The sequence below is a fragment of the Dactylosporangium sp. NPDC051484 genome, assembly GCF_040689395.1.
Lineage (GTDB): Bacteria > Actinomycetota > Actinomycetes > Mycobacteriales > Micromonosporaceae > Dactylosporangium.
Window position 1 is genome coordinate 310,291 of record NZ_JBFAZX010000003.1, and the last position, 15,213, is coordinate 325,503.

General features: G+C 70.9%; 9 protein-coding genes. 4 read left to right on the forward strand and 5 right to left on the reverse strand.

The features are described from left to right. Window positions 1-139 precede the first annotated feature (139 nt). A complete protein-coding gene (locus AB0367_RS07745) occupies window positions 140-1,198 on the forward strand; it encodes a PQQ-dependent sugar dehydrogenase (protein ID WP_366225409.1) in 1,059 nt (352 codons plus the stop codon). 72 nt (window positions 1,199-1,270) lie between these two features. Here AB0367_RS07745 and AB0367_RS07750 read toward each other — a convergent pair whose 3' ends face one another. Continuing rightward, on the reverse strand, window positions 1,271-2,041 hold the full coding sequence (locus AB0367_RS07750) for an alpha/beta hydrolase family protein (protein ID WP_366225618.1): 771 nt from the start codon (window positions 2,039-2,041) through the stop codon (window positions 1,271-1,273). Between the two features lie 57 nt (window positions 2,042-2,098). Between AB0367_RS07750 and AB0367_RS07755 the strand changes: the two genes are divergently transcribed. Further along, window positions 2,099-3,361, forward strand: a complete 1,263-nt coding sequence (locus tag AB0367_RS07755; protein WP_366225410.1) for an MFS transporter — start codon at window positions 2,099-2,101, stop codon at window positions 3,359-3,361. 111 nt (window positions 3,362-3,472) lie between these two features. Next, window positions 3,473-5,179 carry a tetratricopeptide repeat protein gene (locus AB0367_RS07760; protein ID WP_366225411.1) on the forward strand — a complete coding sequence of 569 codons (1,707 nt, stop codon included), beginning with the start codon at window positions 3,473-3,475 and terminating at the stop codon, window positions 5,177-5,179. A gap of 74 nt (window positions 5,180-5,253) precedes the next feature. Here the strand turns inward: AB0367_RS07760 and AB0367_RS07765 are convergent, their stop codons facing one another. Continuing rightward, a complete protein-coding gene (locus AB0367_RS07765) occupies window positions 5,254-6,405 on the reverse strand; it encodes a hypothetical protein (RefSeq protein WP_366225413.1) in 1,152 nt (383 codons plus the stop codon). A gap of 209 nt (window positions 6,406-6,614) precedes the next feature. Further along, on the reverse strand, window positions 6,615-9,653 hold the full coding sequence (locus tag AB0367_RS07770) for an ExeM/NucH family extracellular endonuclease (RefSeq protein ID WP_366225414.1): 3,039 nt from the start codon (window positions 9,651-9,653) through the stop codon (window positions 6,615-6,617). 472 nt (window positions 9,654-10,125) lie between these two features. On the opposite strand from AB0367_RS07770, the gene AB0367_RS07775 reads away from it, so the two are divergent. Next, window positions 10,126-11,721, forward strand: a complete 1,596-nt coding sequence (locus AB0367_RS07775; protein WP_366225415.1) for an LPXTG cell wall anchor domain-containing protein — start codon at window positions 10,126-10,128, stop codon at window positions 11,719-11,721. A gap of 62 nt (window positions 11,722-11,783) precedes the next feature. Here AB0367_RS07775 and AB0367_RS07780 read toward each other — a convergent pair whose 3' ends face one another. Next, window positions 11,784-12,758: a PHB depolymerase family esterase gene (locus AB0367_RS07780; RefSeq protein WP_366225416.1), complete on the reverse strand. Its 975-nt coding sequence runs from the start codon at window positions 12,756-12,758 to the stop codon at window positions 11,784-11,786. A 169-nt stretch (window positions 12,759-12,927) separates the two neighbouring features. Further along, window positions 12,928-14,700 (reverse strand): hypothetical protein, encoded by a 1,773-nt coding sequence (locus AB0367_RS07785; RefSeq protein ID WP_366225417.1) that lies wholly within the window; start codon window positions 14,698-14,700, stop codon window positions 12,928-12,930. Between the last annotated feature and the right edge of the window lie 513 nt (window positions 14,701-15,213).

Consider the following 15,213-nt stretch of genomic DNA (forward strand, 5'->3'; position numbering starts at 1 on the left):
TGCGGGCTCATCGGGTGACGAGCTGCTCGATCCGGGCCGCCACGTCGCGGGGGGCTGGGTAGCGTCACCCCGCCGGGCGTCCGGATCATTTCCGGCGGGTGGGGCGGCGTTTGGTCGCATCCGGAATCGTGGTGGGGTGGTGAGCCTCCGTTGGTGGACCGTCGTCGCAGCGGTCGCCGTCTCGGCTTCCATCGGCGTTTCGGCGGCAGCCGTCTGGCTCGGCGTTGGTGTTGCCGGGCCGCCGAAGAACGACCTCCGGCCAGGTGAGGTCCGCACGCTGGTCACCGGCCTGCAGATCCCGTGGGGCCTCGCCTTCCTCCCGGACGGCTCGGCCTTGGTCACGGAACGGAACACCGCACGGGTCCTGGCGGTGAGCAAGCGCGGTGCGGTCAAGGAAGTCCAACGGTTCGCCGACGTGCACGCGACCGGCGAAGGGGGTCTGCTCGGCATCGCGGTGTCGCCGTCGTACCGGACCGACCAATGGGTGTACGCGTACTATTCGACCGCGGTCGACAACCGCATCGTCCGGTTCCACCTCGGCGGCACCCCCGTTCCGGTGCTCACCGGCATCCCACACGCCGACCAGCACAACGGAGGCCGGCTCGCGTTCGGCCCGGACGGGATGCTGTACGCCAGTACCGGCGACACCGCCAACGGCGAGAACGCCCAGAACCGTCACACCCTCGCCGGCAAGATCCTCCGCATCACCCCCGACGGCAAGCCGGGGCCCGGCAATCCGTTCGGCAACAGCGCCGTCTTCAGCCTGGGCCATCGCAACGTGGAGGGTCTCGCCTTCGACCCTCACGGCACGCTGTACGCATCTGAGTTGGGCTTGGAGCGCTTCGACGAACTCAACCGCATCGAGGCCGGAAAGAACTACGGCTGGCCGGTGGTTGAGGGCAAGGGCAGCGGCACCCGGTTCGCGAACCCGATCGACGTCTGGGCACCCGAATACGCATCGCCGAGCGGCATCGCGGTCGCCGGTGGCCACGTGTACGTGGCATGCCTGCGCGGCAAGCGACTGTGGAAGGTCAGGCTGAACGGACAGCAGCCACAGGCGCTGCTCGCCGGCTCGTACGGGCGGCTACGCACCGTCGCCTCCGCGCCCGACGGGACGCTGTGGGTGATGACGTCCAATCGGGACGGCAGCGGCGCACCGATCAGCACCGATGATCGCATCCTGCAACTGCTGCCGTAGGCCCGTTACTCCTCTGCGCCCGGCCGGCCCGGGCGCCGGCATCGATGTCCACTCGATGCGCCAGCGTCCGGATCACGGCAGCGGGAGCCAGGCGAGGACGTCGCGGATCTTGTCGTCCCAGAAGGCCCAGTCGTGCACTCCGGGGGAGAAGTCCGTCGTCAGCGGGATGCCGCGCTCGGCACACGCGTCGCGGAACCGCACGTTCGACGAATACAGGACGTCTTCGGTGCCGCAGGTGACATACAGCGGGGGCGGTTCGGCGACCTTGCCGAGCAGGTGCAACAGGTCGTCGTCGGTCCCCTCGATGGCCGGCGGGTCGCCGAAGATGCGCTGCCACATCCGCGGGTCCTCGGGCCTGTTCAGGACGCGCATCCGGTCGGCGAGATCGAGCACGCCGGAGAGGCTGGCGGCGGCGCCGAACCTGTCGGGGTGGCGCAGCGCGAGCTTGAACGCGCCATACCCACCCATGGAAAGGCCGGCGACGAACGTCTTCGCCGGGTCGTCGGAGAGCCGGAAGAAGCTGCGCGCCACACGCGGCAGTTCCTCGGCCACGAACGTCCAATACGGACGGCCCCACGCCTCGTCGGTGTAGAAGCTGCGCTGCACCTGCGGCATGACCACGGCGAGGCCCATCTCGGCCACGTATCGCTCGAGCGCGGTGCGGCGCGTCCAGATCGTGTCGTCGTCGCTGAGGCCGTGCAGGAGATAGAGGGTCGGGAACTCGCCGGTGCGACCGCTGCCTGCCATGCCGATCTGCCCGGTCGTCGATTCCGGCAGCAGCACGGTCATCGACGTGCCGAACCCGAGTGTGTCGGAGAAGAAGTCGCAGCGGACGAGTGCCATGCTCATGATCCCATCGTTCGACAGTTGGTCGGAAACATTCTCGGATATGGAGCGGTCATGCTCGATCACCGACGTGCCAACCTGGCCCTGGCCGCCCTGTCCATCGCGACGTTCACGTTCGTCACCACGGAGGTCCTGCCCGTCGGGCTGCTCACCCTCATGGCCGACGACCTACACCGGTCCAGATCACAGGTCGGCCTGTTGATGACGGGCTATGCCGTGGTGGTCATGCTCACGTCGCTGCCCCTGGCCCGGATCACCCAGCGGGTCCCGCGCCGCCTCCTGCTCGGCGTGACACTCGGCGTGTTCTCCGCCGGGACGCTGGTCACCGCGCTCGCCGCCGACTACGGCGTGCTGCTCGCCGTGCGACTCGTCGTCGGACTCACCCAGGCGCTGTTCTGGTCCGTCGTCGGCTCCACCGCCACCGGCCTGTTCCCGCCGTCGCGGCGCGGCCGCACCGTGGCGCGCATGTCCATGGGTGCCGCCCTCGCCCCGGTGCTGGGCGTGCCCATCGGCACGTGGCTGGGCCAGCAGGCCGGCTGGCGCTTCGCGTTCCTGGTCATGGCGGTGCTCGGCGTCATCACGTGCGCCGCCGTGGTGACCCTGCTTCCGGGCGGCAGCACTGCTCAGTCCGAGGCCGCCGCGCGCGGTAGCGCTCCCGACACGCGGCGATACCTCCTGCTTGTGCTCTGCACCGCGATCGCTGTGACCGGCGCGGTCACCGCACAGACGTATGTGACGCCCTTTCTGCTGGACGTCACCGGCTTCGCGCCCGCGACGCTCGGCCCACTCCTGCTCGTGACCGGCACAGCCGGATTCTTCGGCACCGTCGTGGTCGGCCGATTTCTTGATCGGTACCCCTGGCTCGCCCTCGTCATCCCGATGGCGCTCACCGTCGTGGCCCTGCTGGCCCTGTACCTCCTCGGCACCCTGCGGCCCGCCGCGATCGCCGCCCTGGCCCTGAACGGCTTCGCGTTCAGCGCCATGGCCGCGGCCATCCAGAACCGCACACTGCAGGTCGCGCCCGGCAGCACCGACCTCGCCTCGGCCGGCACGGGCTCCGCCTTCAACGTCGGCATCGCCAGCGGCTCCTTTCTCGGCGGCCTCATCATCGACCGAGCCGGCGTCCACGCCGTCACCCTCGCGGGTGCCCTCATCACAGCGGCCGCCGTGGCCCTGCTGCTGACCGAGCCCCGCCTGGCCCGGGCCACGAAACGGGATGACGGCGACGAAGCCGCACATCGTGGGCGGCCGGGCGAAGCGATCAATGTCATCGACCGGACGGTGGTGCCTCCCGCCCGGTGCGCGGGTCAGCCGTGATCCGGGCGGCCCACCGAGCAGCGAGATGTGCCGGCTCGCATCGGCGCGTAACACTGTTCTCGAGACCCGGCTCGGCGCGGGGCTGATCCGGGTGCTTCGGGGGAGAGCGGCGTGCAGATCATCGAGCACAGTGTCATCGGCACCCGGTCGGCCGTGCTGCGGTTGCGTCGTCCGGGTGCCGAGTTGCAGTTCGTCGTGTTCCCGATGTTGCATGTGTCCAGCCCACGGTTCTACGCCGACGTGACCGAACGGTTGCGGCGCTGCGACCTGCTCGTGGTCGAGGGCGTCGGCGGGCGCTCGACGCTGGGCCGGGCGATCACCCTGACATACCGGTTGATGCCGGCCAACAAGCGCTCGCACCTGGTGGTCGACAACATCGCGTACGGGTCGCTCGGCGTGCCGTTGATCAACCCGGATGTCACCGTGGACGAGTTCACGCAGAGCTGGCGAACTCTCCCCTGGCGAGCGCGGATCGTCCTGTGGTGCGTCATGCCGTTCGTGGCCGTGATGCAGTTCTTCGGTGGCCGTCGGCATCTGCTCGGGCCGGAAGTGGAGCTGAGCGACCTTCCGGACACCCAGCAGGAGACGTTCGACGATCACGAGCTGGCGCAGCAGTTGGACGACGTGTTCAGCGGCACGCGGGACGAGCGGCTCCTCGCGGCGTTGTCGGCCATCGACCGGGAACGGTCGGCCGAGCGCATCGACGTGGCTGTCGTCTACGGTGCCGGCCACACGACGGCGATTGTGCACGGCCTGCTCAAGCGGCACGGTTACCGCCCGCGCACGGCCGAGTGGCTGACGGTCGTGGAGCCGGAAGAGCACCCGGTCGCCACGGCGCGGCGGAGGGCAGATCGTCGCCGCGAGAAGGCCGCCGCCAGGTCTGCGACCGCGGGCACGGGCCCGGCAAGCGCGTCGTCTCCCCACGCCCGTTCAGGCGGGCCAGACGGCGCTGGTGGCGCCGAGTCGGCCGCACCGCGGCCGGCCCGGGCGGTGCCGGCGAGCGCCGTGCCGGCCCCGGACGAGCCGGCGGACGCGCGCGCGGAGGCGATCCGGGTCGCGCTGACGCGCCGGATGGCGAGCGCCGACCCGGACGCGTATCAGCCGAAGCTGGCCGAAACGCTGGATGCACTGGCGCGGCGGTTGAGCCAGCTGGGCCGGCACGAGGAGGCCCTGCGCGCCGCCGACGAAGCGGTCGACGTCTACGACGAGCTCGAGGATCGGCACCCGGGCATGTACCGGTCGGCGCTGGGGGCAGCGACCAGCGACTTCGCGTTGCAGCTCGACCGTCTCGGCCGGTATGCCGACGCCCTCGCCGTCGACCAGCAGGCGGTGGAGATTCTTCGTGGCCTGGACCGGAACAACCCGGGTGGCCGAGCCGATGGGCTCGGCCACGCGTTGACGAACCTGTCCGTCAGCCTGGCGCAGGCCGACCGTGACGACGAGGCGCTGCAGGCCGCGCAGGAGGCGGTGGAGCTGTACCAGGCGGCACGCAAGCAGGCCGCGGGCAGCCGGACGACGGCGTACAGCCGGGCGCTGGTCATCCTCGCGGCGAGCCTTGAGACGCTCGGCCGGCACGGCGAAGCGCTGGACGTGGCCAAACGGGCCGCCAACGTCTGCCACGAATCCGGTTCGACCGGCTCGGCGGAACGCGCACAACAACTCGCCGCGGCGCTGCGTTCGGTGTCGGAGATCTGCGGTCGGCTCGGGCAGCACGACGAGGCGGCGGCCGCGACCGCGGAGGCCGAGGCGGCGCGCGTCGAGGCGGACTCGCTGACCGGACGGCCGGGCGGGCCGGCCGGCACGAGCGGACTGACGTAGCGCGGGCATCGGTCAGGTGCCGGCGCGGGCCGTGCGGTGCACGCTGGTGCGGGTGAAGCGAGTGGCGAGCATGTTCAGCTGCCGGGGCTGGCGGCCGGCAGTGCGTCGCCGACGGCGGTGCACTGTTGCCGGAAGGGGCGATCGCGCCAGAGGCATACGTGCAGCCGCACCGGGCGGCCGGCCAGGGTGGTCGCGACCGCCGCGGTGTGCACGTCGTCGCGGGCAGTCGCCGGGAAGGTGACGGCGCAGTCGTGCCACGTGTCGCCGGTGTCGAACCGCCAGCGCACGCTGGCTCCGCCGGATGCCGGGCGGTCGGCGGCGGAGCCGGCGCTGGCCCAGTAGTAGGTGCGGCCGTGCTGATCGGCCCGCCATACGGACCCGTGCACTTCGTCGAAGTCGAGCGCCGGAGCCATCGGTACCGGCCGACCGCCGAGCGGTGCGGTGCGGACGCCGTCGGCCTGGCAGGTGTTCGACGGGCCCGAGAGCGCAACCGGGACGACGACGAGGGCGCCGGCGGCGGCGATCAGCACCGCCGCCACGGCGGCCAGCCGTCGCCGGTGCCGCCGGCCGTGGCCTCGGGGGCGGGCGGTCGCACCGACGGGCGTGCGCCGGCCGCGGGGGCGCCGAGGTCCGCCGGAGGCCGCTCCTGGGCCCGGCGAAGCTGCCGGGGGAGCCGGCGCGGGGAGCGCGGGTGGAGGCGGCGTCGTGGGCGAGGGCGCGGCGGTGGTCGGCCGCGGCGAAGCTGCCGGGGGAGCAGGCGCGGCTGGGGTTGAGGGAGCTGAGGGGGCCGAGGGCAGGGCGGTGAGACCTGCCGGAACAGAAGGAACGGCGGCCCGGTCGGCGGCCTCCGCGCGGGCGATCAGCTTGGCTATCCGGGCGCTCGCCGAGCGCAGGCGGGCAGTCTCCCGGGCGGTGAGTTTGCGGCCCGCGACGATGGCGCAGGCCTGAGCCACGGCGACGACCAGCACCGGATCGGTGACGAGCCCGCGGTGCCCGGCGAACAGTGCCGCGATCGTGGTGCGATCGGCGGTGACGCCCGGGGCCAGGCGGTGGGAGCGCACGACCTCGGCCAGTTGGCGGCGCGTGCTCTTGGCGCGGCCTTCCGTCCGCGGCCCGCCCCGTGGGCGTTCGCGGCCGGCGCGGGCGGCGGCCGCCGTCAGGACCGCGACGAGCGACTCGACGGCCTCGTCGACCGCCTGCCACCACGGCGTCACCGCATCCGCCAATTCAGCCGCCCCAACAGCAGTAGCGATCGGATGCCGGCAAGGCGACCCGACATCGGAAGATCAGATTGTGGCGCGAACGCATCCGCGAACGTTCGCCGGGGGCTGCGGCGCCGTGAGACAGGCGATACGACGGGCGGGCGGCGGCTGCCCGAATGACGACCGGGGCCGCCTTCGCGCGGAAGGCGGCCCCGGCTCGCACTGCCGTCGGATCAGCCGACGACCTTCCACGGGCCGTAGGGCTGGCCGGGGACCTGGTTGCGGGTCCACCACTGGGCGACGTACTTCTTGCCCTGGTAGACGACCGTGTCGCCGGTGTTGAAGATGCGCGACGCGGTCCAGACGGCCGTACCGTCCGGGGCCGTCGTGATCTGCTGCCACGGGCCGTAAGGGTCACCCGGGGTCTGGTTCTGGGTCCACCAACTCGCCAGCCAGGTCGAACCCTGGTAGGAGACCGTGTCGCCGGTGTTGTACGCCTTCGCGGCGCTCCAGGCGGGCGCGACCGGCGTCACCGGCGCGTTCAGCCCGACGACGACCGGGTTGTGGTCCGAGGCGGAGAACGGCTCGCCGCCGTTGAACAGCAGTGTGGTGTTGTAGTTGTAGCGGCTGTAGCCGTAGGCCACCGCCTCCTGGGCGTTGATCTGCCACACGTCCGCCCCGGTGACCAGCGCGCGGGCGGCGGCGTTGGCCAGCACGTGGTCGAGGGAGCCCTGCAGACCGTTGTAGCCGTACGTGTACTCCGACGGGGAGAGGGTGGAGCCCAGGTCGGTGTAGCCCTTGTCGTAGAGCACCCGCATCGGGTCCTCGTGCGTGTAGGCGTTGAAGTCGCCGACCAGGAAGATCCGGTCCGTGCCCAGGCCCGCCGCCACCTGTGCGGCGAAGGCGGTCGTGTCCTGCGCCTGACGGACGCGGGTCGCGTTGAACGAGCCCTGGTTCACCGCCGGCGAGGACGTGTCCTCGGTGTCGCCGTCGTACAGCGGGGTCCCGCTGCCCTTCGACTTCCAGTGGTTGGCCACGACCAGGAACGCGTCGGCGTCGGTCGCGCCGGCCTTCTTGAAGCCCTGGGCCAGCGGCTGGCGGGCGATCGAGAACGGCTGGCCGGGGCCCGAGTCGCCGGTGAGCACCGTCGACGCCCCGACGAGCGCGACCTCAGCCGGCTTGTAGATGAACGCGGTGCGGATCACGTCCTGCTGGGTGAGCGGCGGCAGCTTGTCGTCGGCCGGGGTGGGCGCGTACGCCCACACGTTTGAGCCGGCGGCGGCGTTGAGCGCGTCGACGAGGCCGGCGAGCGCGGTGTCCCGCGGCTGGCCGAACTTCGCGGAGTTCTCGACCTCCTCCAGCGACACGACGCTCGCACCGAGCCGGTTGATGCCGGTGACGATCTTCGCTTGCTGCCGCTGGAAGTTGGCGTCGTTGGCGGCGCCGCGCGGGCCGGCGGTGTTGCCGGGGCCGCTGCAGGTCTTCACGGTGATGCGGTTGCCGGCCCGGTCGGTGTAGTAGGTGCAGGTACCCAGACCCTTGGCGACATACGCCTCCCCGGTCGTCGGGAAGTAGTTCTGGACGTTGAAGGTCGCTAGGCGGACGTTGCCGCCCACGGTGGCCGGCTGCTGGTTCAGGGCCCGGGTGTCGCTGAAGGTCGCGACCGCGTGGCCATCGTCGGTCACCTGCTGGGCCGGCTGAAGGTTCCACAGCGAGAACCGGTAGTCGAGGATCAGCGGCTGGCGGAAGGTGACCTTCGAACCGACGCGGACGGGGTTGTTCTGCGTGAGCCACGGCAGCGGCACACCGGTGTACGCGCTGCTGCTGTAGTTCCAGCTCGCGCCGTCGTCCAGGGTCACCGTCCGGGCGGCGTTCTCGGCGACCACGGCCTGCGCCGCGGCACTTCCAGGAGCGCCGGCGTCGGTGGGCTGGCGCAGTGGGCCGTCACCCGCGGCGAGGGTGAAGGAGCCGTACCAGTTCGCGTTGTAGTTGTCCGCCACGGTGAAGTCGCCCTGGGGCGCGAGCAGCTCGCCCTCGTGCGACTCCTTCTGCGCGTCCGTCGCGAGGTGGGACCACGGGATCACGAGCGGCTTGACGGAGGGCAGCGCGTTGGCGAGCTTCGTGACCGCCGGGAAGGTGATCTCGGTCTCGCCCTGGAACTCCGCGACAGTTCCGGTGACCTGGACGCTGTCGCCGATGCTGACCTGGCTCGCCGCGGCCGAGCCGTAGACGAAGATCGCGTCGGAGGCGCCCGGCGTGGCGTCGTCCGCCTCGGTGCCGCCGGCGCCGCCGGTCTGTATGAAGAAGCCGTTGAACCCGCCGGTGGTGTAGACAGCGGTCACGACGCCTTCGGTCGTCACGGTCTTGTCGACGTACGGCGACGTGTCGGTGTTCGTGCCCTGGATCTCGGCGATCGGCAGGACCTTCGACTCGGACGCGACGTTGAAGTCGAAGGACGCCGAGGCGCTCGCGCCGGTCGAGTCGGTCGCGGTGACCGTCACCGAGGAGACACCGGCGGCGGCCGGGGTGCCCGAGACGACCCCGGACGAGGAGATCGCCAGGCCCGTGGGCAGCCCGGTGGCCGTCCACGTGTACGGCGCGGTGCCGCCCGAGGCGCTGAGGGTCAGCAGCGCGATCGAGGTGCCGGCCGCCGCGTTCTGGGTGCCGGGGTTCGTCACCGTGACGGCCGCCGTGCCGCCGTCGGACGCCGCGTTCTGCGGCGTCGGGGTGGCGGTGCGGAAGTCGGCGGCGTTGTTGTCCGTGTCTGTGCCGGCCGCGTCGCGCTGGTAGCTCAGGACGAGCGAGTTGCCCGTCGCGGCGGTCCCCTCCGGGGAGTTGCTGGTTCCCCAGCCGATCTTGTCGATGACGGATGTGTCGGTGGGCAGCACGCCGGCGGTGCTGGCCGCGATGAACAGCGTGCCACCGCCCGCGCCCGGGTTGATGCTGCCGCCGGTGTTCAGGTCGGGCGTGGGCAGCGATTCGCCGCCGGTGCCGTTGCTCGGCAGCTGGATGAGGAAGTGGCCGCGCGCGGCCACCGCCCCCGACAGCGCGAACACCTGCGCGCCGCTCGGCACGACGGTGCTCGTGGGCGCGCGGTACTGCAGGGTGCTGCCGGTGAGTGAGACGGACTTCGACGTCGGGTTGTAGAGCTCGATGAACTTGTTGAGGAAGCTCGCGCCGGACGAGCCGCCATTGACGTACGCCTCACTGATGACCAGACCCGTCCCGGCGGGACTGGCGAATGCCGGGACGGCGTGCAACTGACAGGCCAAGCCGGCCGTGGTTAAGGACAAGGCGACGGTTACCCGCCGGACGAGCGCACGGGACATGGGCCCGGACCTCCAGGTGTCGTGGTTCGGCCTCGATGACCAGCGGCCGACTTACGGACGCTAGGCGTCCGACTTCGACCTGTCGGCGGACGAATGCTGAACAGCGTGTGACACGCTAAGGCACCTTCGCGGAACTGATCCCCCTGCCATTGACCCGCGCGACGATTTGTCCGAGTTCTCCCGGGAGCAACCGGATCGCCGGCCGGGTCGGCAACCTGAGCGAATTCTCACACCGGCGACTGTGTCCACAGTGGACTCAGTAGTTGACGAGACGTCTCACCCGGGTGAAACGGGGGTGAGATATCGACGAGTCGGCTTGCGGGTCGAAACACGCCCAACCAGGGTGGACGCCAGCGACCGTCAATGTGAGGCAACGAACGCAGAGTGAAGGAGACCTCGGGTCTTGAGGACATACATGGAACGACCTCCCCGCCGCGCAGCCCGCCGGTTCGCCGTGGCACTCGCCGCCGTGGCGCTCGCATTCGCGGCCGCGCCGGCCGGGTCCGCTCGCGCGGAAGAGGCGCCGCGGTTCACCGTATCGGCGGTCAGCGAGATCGCCATCGGTAGCGACGGCATCGGCAAGACCATCTTCTACGCAGCCACCGCCGTCAATGCCGCGAACCCGCGGTTCACCATCGATGTTTCGCAGGTCGCCGCGTTCGCCACCTTGACGCCCATCGACGACGACATCTGTGCGGTGGCCGGCGGCAAGGTCACCTGTGCGCTGCCCGGCGGCTCGTACGACAACTTCCTGGTGTCCTTCATCTTGGCGCCCGCCGGCGGCGCCAAGGTCGGCGCGAAGGGCACGCTCAGCCTCGTCGCGAAGGCCGGCAACACCGCCGAGGCGGCGGCGGTCACCAAGGTCACCGTCGCCGATGGTTTCGACCTCGTCGCCATCGACGGGAGCGACGGCGAGCAGCCCGCGAAGCCGGGCGACGACGTATGGATCCCCGCGACGTATGTCAACGAGGGCAACCGGGACGCCGATGACTCCGCGTTCACGTTCTGGTTCGACTCGGCCTTCGTCCCCGACGAGTACGACGGCTGTACGTACACGGACTGGAAGTCCGGTGTCGAGGTCACCTGCCCGCTCGGCGAGTCGCTCAAGCCGGGCGAGGGCGCCACGTTCGTGACCGAGGGCGGGAGCGGTCAAACCCCCGGCTTCCACGCGAAGATCACCGCTGACGCGGCGCGCTACCACCGGGTGGGCTTCACCGCCGACCCGTCGGCCGGCGGCCTGGAGCTCGCTCAGTCGCTGCGCTCCAAGGTCAGCTCGAAGAAGGCGACCGGCGGCCGGAAGTTCTCCGCCGTGGCCAAGGCCAAGCCGCCGGCCCGGGCGCGGTCGGTCGAGATCAACGACTACGACAACTACGCCGACACCGAGTTCAAGGTCGCCAACACCATCGACATCGCCGGCATCGGCGCGACCGCGGCCGGCGCGGCCGGCGACGTGGTCAAGGTCAAGATCGGCACCAAGAACGTGGGCAAGGGCACCGTCGACGCGCACTACGCCGGTGGCGATCCGTCATGGCGGTACTACCTCGTGGTGCCCGACGGCGCCGAGGTCGTCGCCGTGCCGGACGAGTGCGACGGGCTGTGGCGGGAGAACGACGCCACCCACGCCGGCCACGTCGCCGGCAAACGCTTCTACGAATGCGCCAACCGGGACGAACTGTTCTCGCCGGGCGCGTCGGCCACCGTCGAGTTCGGCATCAAGATCACGCAGGTGATCGCCAACGCGACCGGCACCGTGTCGTTCCAGCACCCGCTGCTGCCGGAAGTCGTGTCGAAGGACGACAACCCGGCCAACGATCTCGCCGAGGTCGTCCTCAACCCGGCGGGCAGTGGCGGCGGCTCCGGCGGTGGCGGCGCGCTGCCGCTGACCGGCGCCCAGACCGGCCTCGTCATCACGGTCGGCGCGGCCCTGCTCGCCGCGGGCGCGGTCCTGTTCGTCCTGACGCGTCGCCGGCCGGTGGTGCTTGTCACGCCGCGGGACGGCGGGGCGCAGTAGGCCGAGCCGTGTGCCTCGGAGGGCGGCGTCACGCCCTCCGAGGCACCGCGGCGTGCCGGGACTCACCCTTTGCGCGGGTGGGCGCTGAAGAAGCGCCAGATCGAGTCGGTGGCGTCCACCGCCTTCGACGGCGGGGGCAGCCCGAGCAGGCGCTCCACCGCCGGTTGCGACGCACCCCCCGGCCACTGGTGCCCGGCGCCGGCGACGGTGATGAGTTCGACGTCGCGCCCGTCAGGGCAGTGGGCCGTCGACGTGGTGACCTCTCCCGTCGTCCGGGTCTGCGCGGCGGCACACCGCGCGATCTTCCGCCACCTGTCGATCTGGTCGGGCACGGGTCCGCCGTCGATCTTGACCGGAATCAGTCCCTCGCCGCCGTTGTTCATTTTCCCCGGCCGGCCGTCGTACGGGACCACATCGTCGCCGGTGCCGTGGACGTGGATCACGGAGATCGGACGTGGCGACGGGCACTGCCCGAGCAGCTTTCCCGCCACCACCCCGATCGCGGCGAACCTGGTGGTCTCACAGGCCAGCCGGTAGGCGAGCATCCCGCCGTTGGACATGCCGGTCGCGTAGATCCTGGCCGGGTCGACCGGCAACGCATCGGAGACGGTGGTCACCATGGCGTCGATGAACGCCACGTCGTTGACGCCGTCGTGGGCTCCCGGTCCGCAGCAGTCGTCGCTCACGACCCAGGTTCGCAAGAGCCCATCCGGATACGCGACCACGAACCCCTGGCGGTCCGCCATGGCATTCCAGCCGTACGCCATCTCCGCCTGGCGGCCGTCGCCGAAGGCGCCGTGCAGCATCACCACCAACGGCACCGGCTTCGACATCGACAGCTTGGCCGGCCGGTACAGACGGAACGTGCGCTTCTTGCCGCCGACGGTGATGCTGTGCTCGGACGAGCCCGCGGCGACGGCCGGGCTCTTGGGCTTGGGCGCGACCGCCGCGGACCTGGCCGAAGCCGTCGGCGTGGCCGTCCCCCGCCCCTGCGAACGCGCCGCGTCGCAGCCGATCAGCACGACGAGAACGCTCACAGCCGCCACCGCCCACGCGGTACGCCTGAAGGACGCCGCACTGCTGGATCGCCGGTTCATGAGACCTCCGCCTCTCTTGGCACCTCGCGACTCCTCGCCGGGTCCCGCCGGCCGGTCGGCGCCGTGCATCGACCGGTCGGCGGGACGGGACTCGGCTCGCGGAAGCGCGTCAGCTCCCCGAGCGCACGCGGTACGACTTCGTCCGGATGTCGGGCGAGGTCCGGATGTCGGGCGAGGTCCGGAGCCGGATCAGCTCCCAGCCGCCCTCGGGGACCTTGTCGGTCTTGTCGGTGCGCAGGTTCATCGGGTTGGCCATACCCAGGTAGATGGCCGATCCGTCGGCGACCATGGTGCGGATTCCGTAGTTGAGGTAGTTACCGAGCCCGGTGGTGTCCACCGCCGTGGCCGCTCGCTGCGGGTCGGTGAACGCCCACAGGTCGCTGCCGTACGACTTGGGATCCGGGGTGCCGAGCGCGGCCTGCACCCCGGGCCGGGCCGCCGCCGGCGAGTACCTGCTGATGTAGCCCCAGTCCATGGTGCCGACGTACAGCGCGCCCCCGGTCACCACCATCGACCAGGTGTAGGTGTTGTAGGCGTTGCCGAATCCCGACGCGCCGAACTTGGGCTTGTACCCGGTCGAGACGAGCCGCCAGGCGCCCGCGCCACCGCCCGCCTTCGGGTCGTACGCGGGCAGCTGCGACTCCCCGTACAGCAGATCGACCGACGCGCGGCTCTTGTCGAGGTCACCGGCGCGGAAGATGCTCGCCGTGCGCTGCGTGTTCTTCACCGCGAGCGCGCCCTGCTGCTGGTTCGCCGGCTTGTAGCGGCTCACGAACGTCTGCGTGGCCTTCAGCGGCACGTGCATCGTTCCCCAGTACAGGTACCCGCCGTAGGAGGCGAGCGCGCCGAGGCCGTACGTCCTGGCCACGGTCGGGTCCGGCTCGTAGCTGTTCACGCTCCACACCTGCTTCCAGGCGTTGGCGTCGGCCTCGGTCAGGCCGGGCCGCCCGTCCGCCAGGCGCGGGCTCGTCCATACCGCGGCCGAGTTCGCCTTGGTGTACCCGCCGGCGCTGGGCCAGGTGGTGACGGCGATCCGGCCCTGGTGCACGACGAGGTCCGCGACCTGCGCCGGCAGATTGGCCACCACCGTGTACTTGAACGGGTTGGACTTGTCGCTGGAGAAGCGCAGCACCGCGCCCCCGGCGATGCCGTCGGGCCCCAGGCCGACGCCGGCGTAGAGAACCCCGTCGGCCACGACGAAGTGCCGGATGTTGCCGTACTGGTTGATGCTGGTCGACCCCAGGTATCGGCCCGAGGCGCTGTCGAAGGCGAAGAGGTTGATGCCGAGCAGGCTCGGTCCTGCGAGCAGCACCACGCCGTTGTTCGAGCCGGCCGCACGGATCCCGACGGTGGTGTTGATCCGCTGGCTGTCGGTGCTGGACGCCTTGTTGATGTCGCCGGTCTTGTCGGTCAGCTGCCTCGACGACGTCTGGTAGAGGTACACCTTCGGCGGGCGCCAGTCACCCAGCGGCGCCGCCAGGCCCTTGGTGTTCTTGCTCAGCTGGCTGGAGCCGTACTCGCACGCGTAGTCGTCGTTCTGGACCGGCGCGCTCTGCCCGAGGCTCGTGCCCAGCGTGAGGCACTGGACGTTGGCACCGGTGCCGAACCAGACCCGGTCGCCCGACTTGGTCAGGCCCCACACGTAGGACTGGTTCACCTTCGCCTGCCCGCTCTTGCAGGGCGGCCCCGCAGGGTAGGGCTGACCGGGCCCGGCGAAGCACTCGTCCGGTGCGGCCTTCGCCAGCAGTTCCGGTCTCGAGCTCACCCGTGCCGTGTCGGCTCGGACGGCGCCGCTGGCGGCCGGGGTGGCGACCAACACCGGGATGACCGCCAGGACGGCGGCGGGTAGCAGAGATCGGGCGAAGAACCGGATCCTGTGCATGGTTGTCCTCTCTTCAGGTACTGGCTCGTCGGCGGCAGGCGCCGCGGACGGTTCGGGAAGGCTGGCTGACGAGACAAGGGACCCACCGACGGGCAGGGCATCCACAGGCTCGTGTCGAAGACGGGTACGGCGAAGACCGATGTGTCCGCACCCTGGGCCGAGCGGGCGGCGCAGCCTGCCACATACGCCTGTGCACAGGTTGCGAGTCCGGCTGGGACGGCCAGCGATCCGGACGGCCTGTGCCATGCGTGCATGTCAGCCCAAGGCGTCTACCTCCAGGTTTGTATCAGACGGCCGTCGTGCGAACGGGACGATCGGCGAAGAGAGTTCTGAATTTCCGGGGACGGACGCGACCGCCGTGTTGTACGAATGATGGGTCGCGGCCATCGCATGCTGGAAGGTGCCGCGGACGGGCCGGCTACGGACGCCGGCGGGCGCGCACGCCATACGTGAGCATGTTTCTCCGGCCGGACTGCCGGAATCTCGCTATGTCGCAACACCTGATTGACTCGG

Excerpts from the sequence above, each read along its gene's own strand:
- AB0367_RS07750 (WP_366225618.1), bottom strand. The coding sequence starts at position 2,041 with ATGGCACTCGTCCGCTGCGACTTCTTCTCCGACACACTCGGGTTCGGC.
- AB0367_RS07785 (WP_366225417.1), bottom strand. The coding sequence starts at position 14,700 with ATGCACAGGATCCGGTTCTTCGCCCGATCTCTGCTACCCGCCGCCGTC.
- AB0367_RS07755 (WP_366225410.1), top strand. The coding sequence starts at position 2,099 with ATGCTCGATCACCGACGTGCCAACCTGGCCCTGGCCGCCCTGTCCATC.
- AB0367_RS07775 (WP_366225415.1), top strand. The coding sequence starts at position 10,126 with ATGGAACGACCTCCCCGCCGCGCAGCCCGCCGGTTCGCCGTGGCACTC.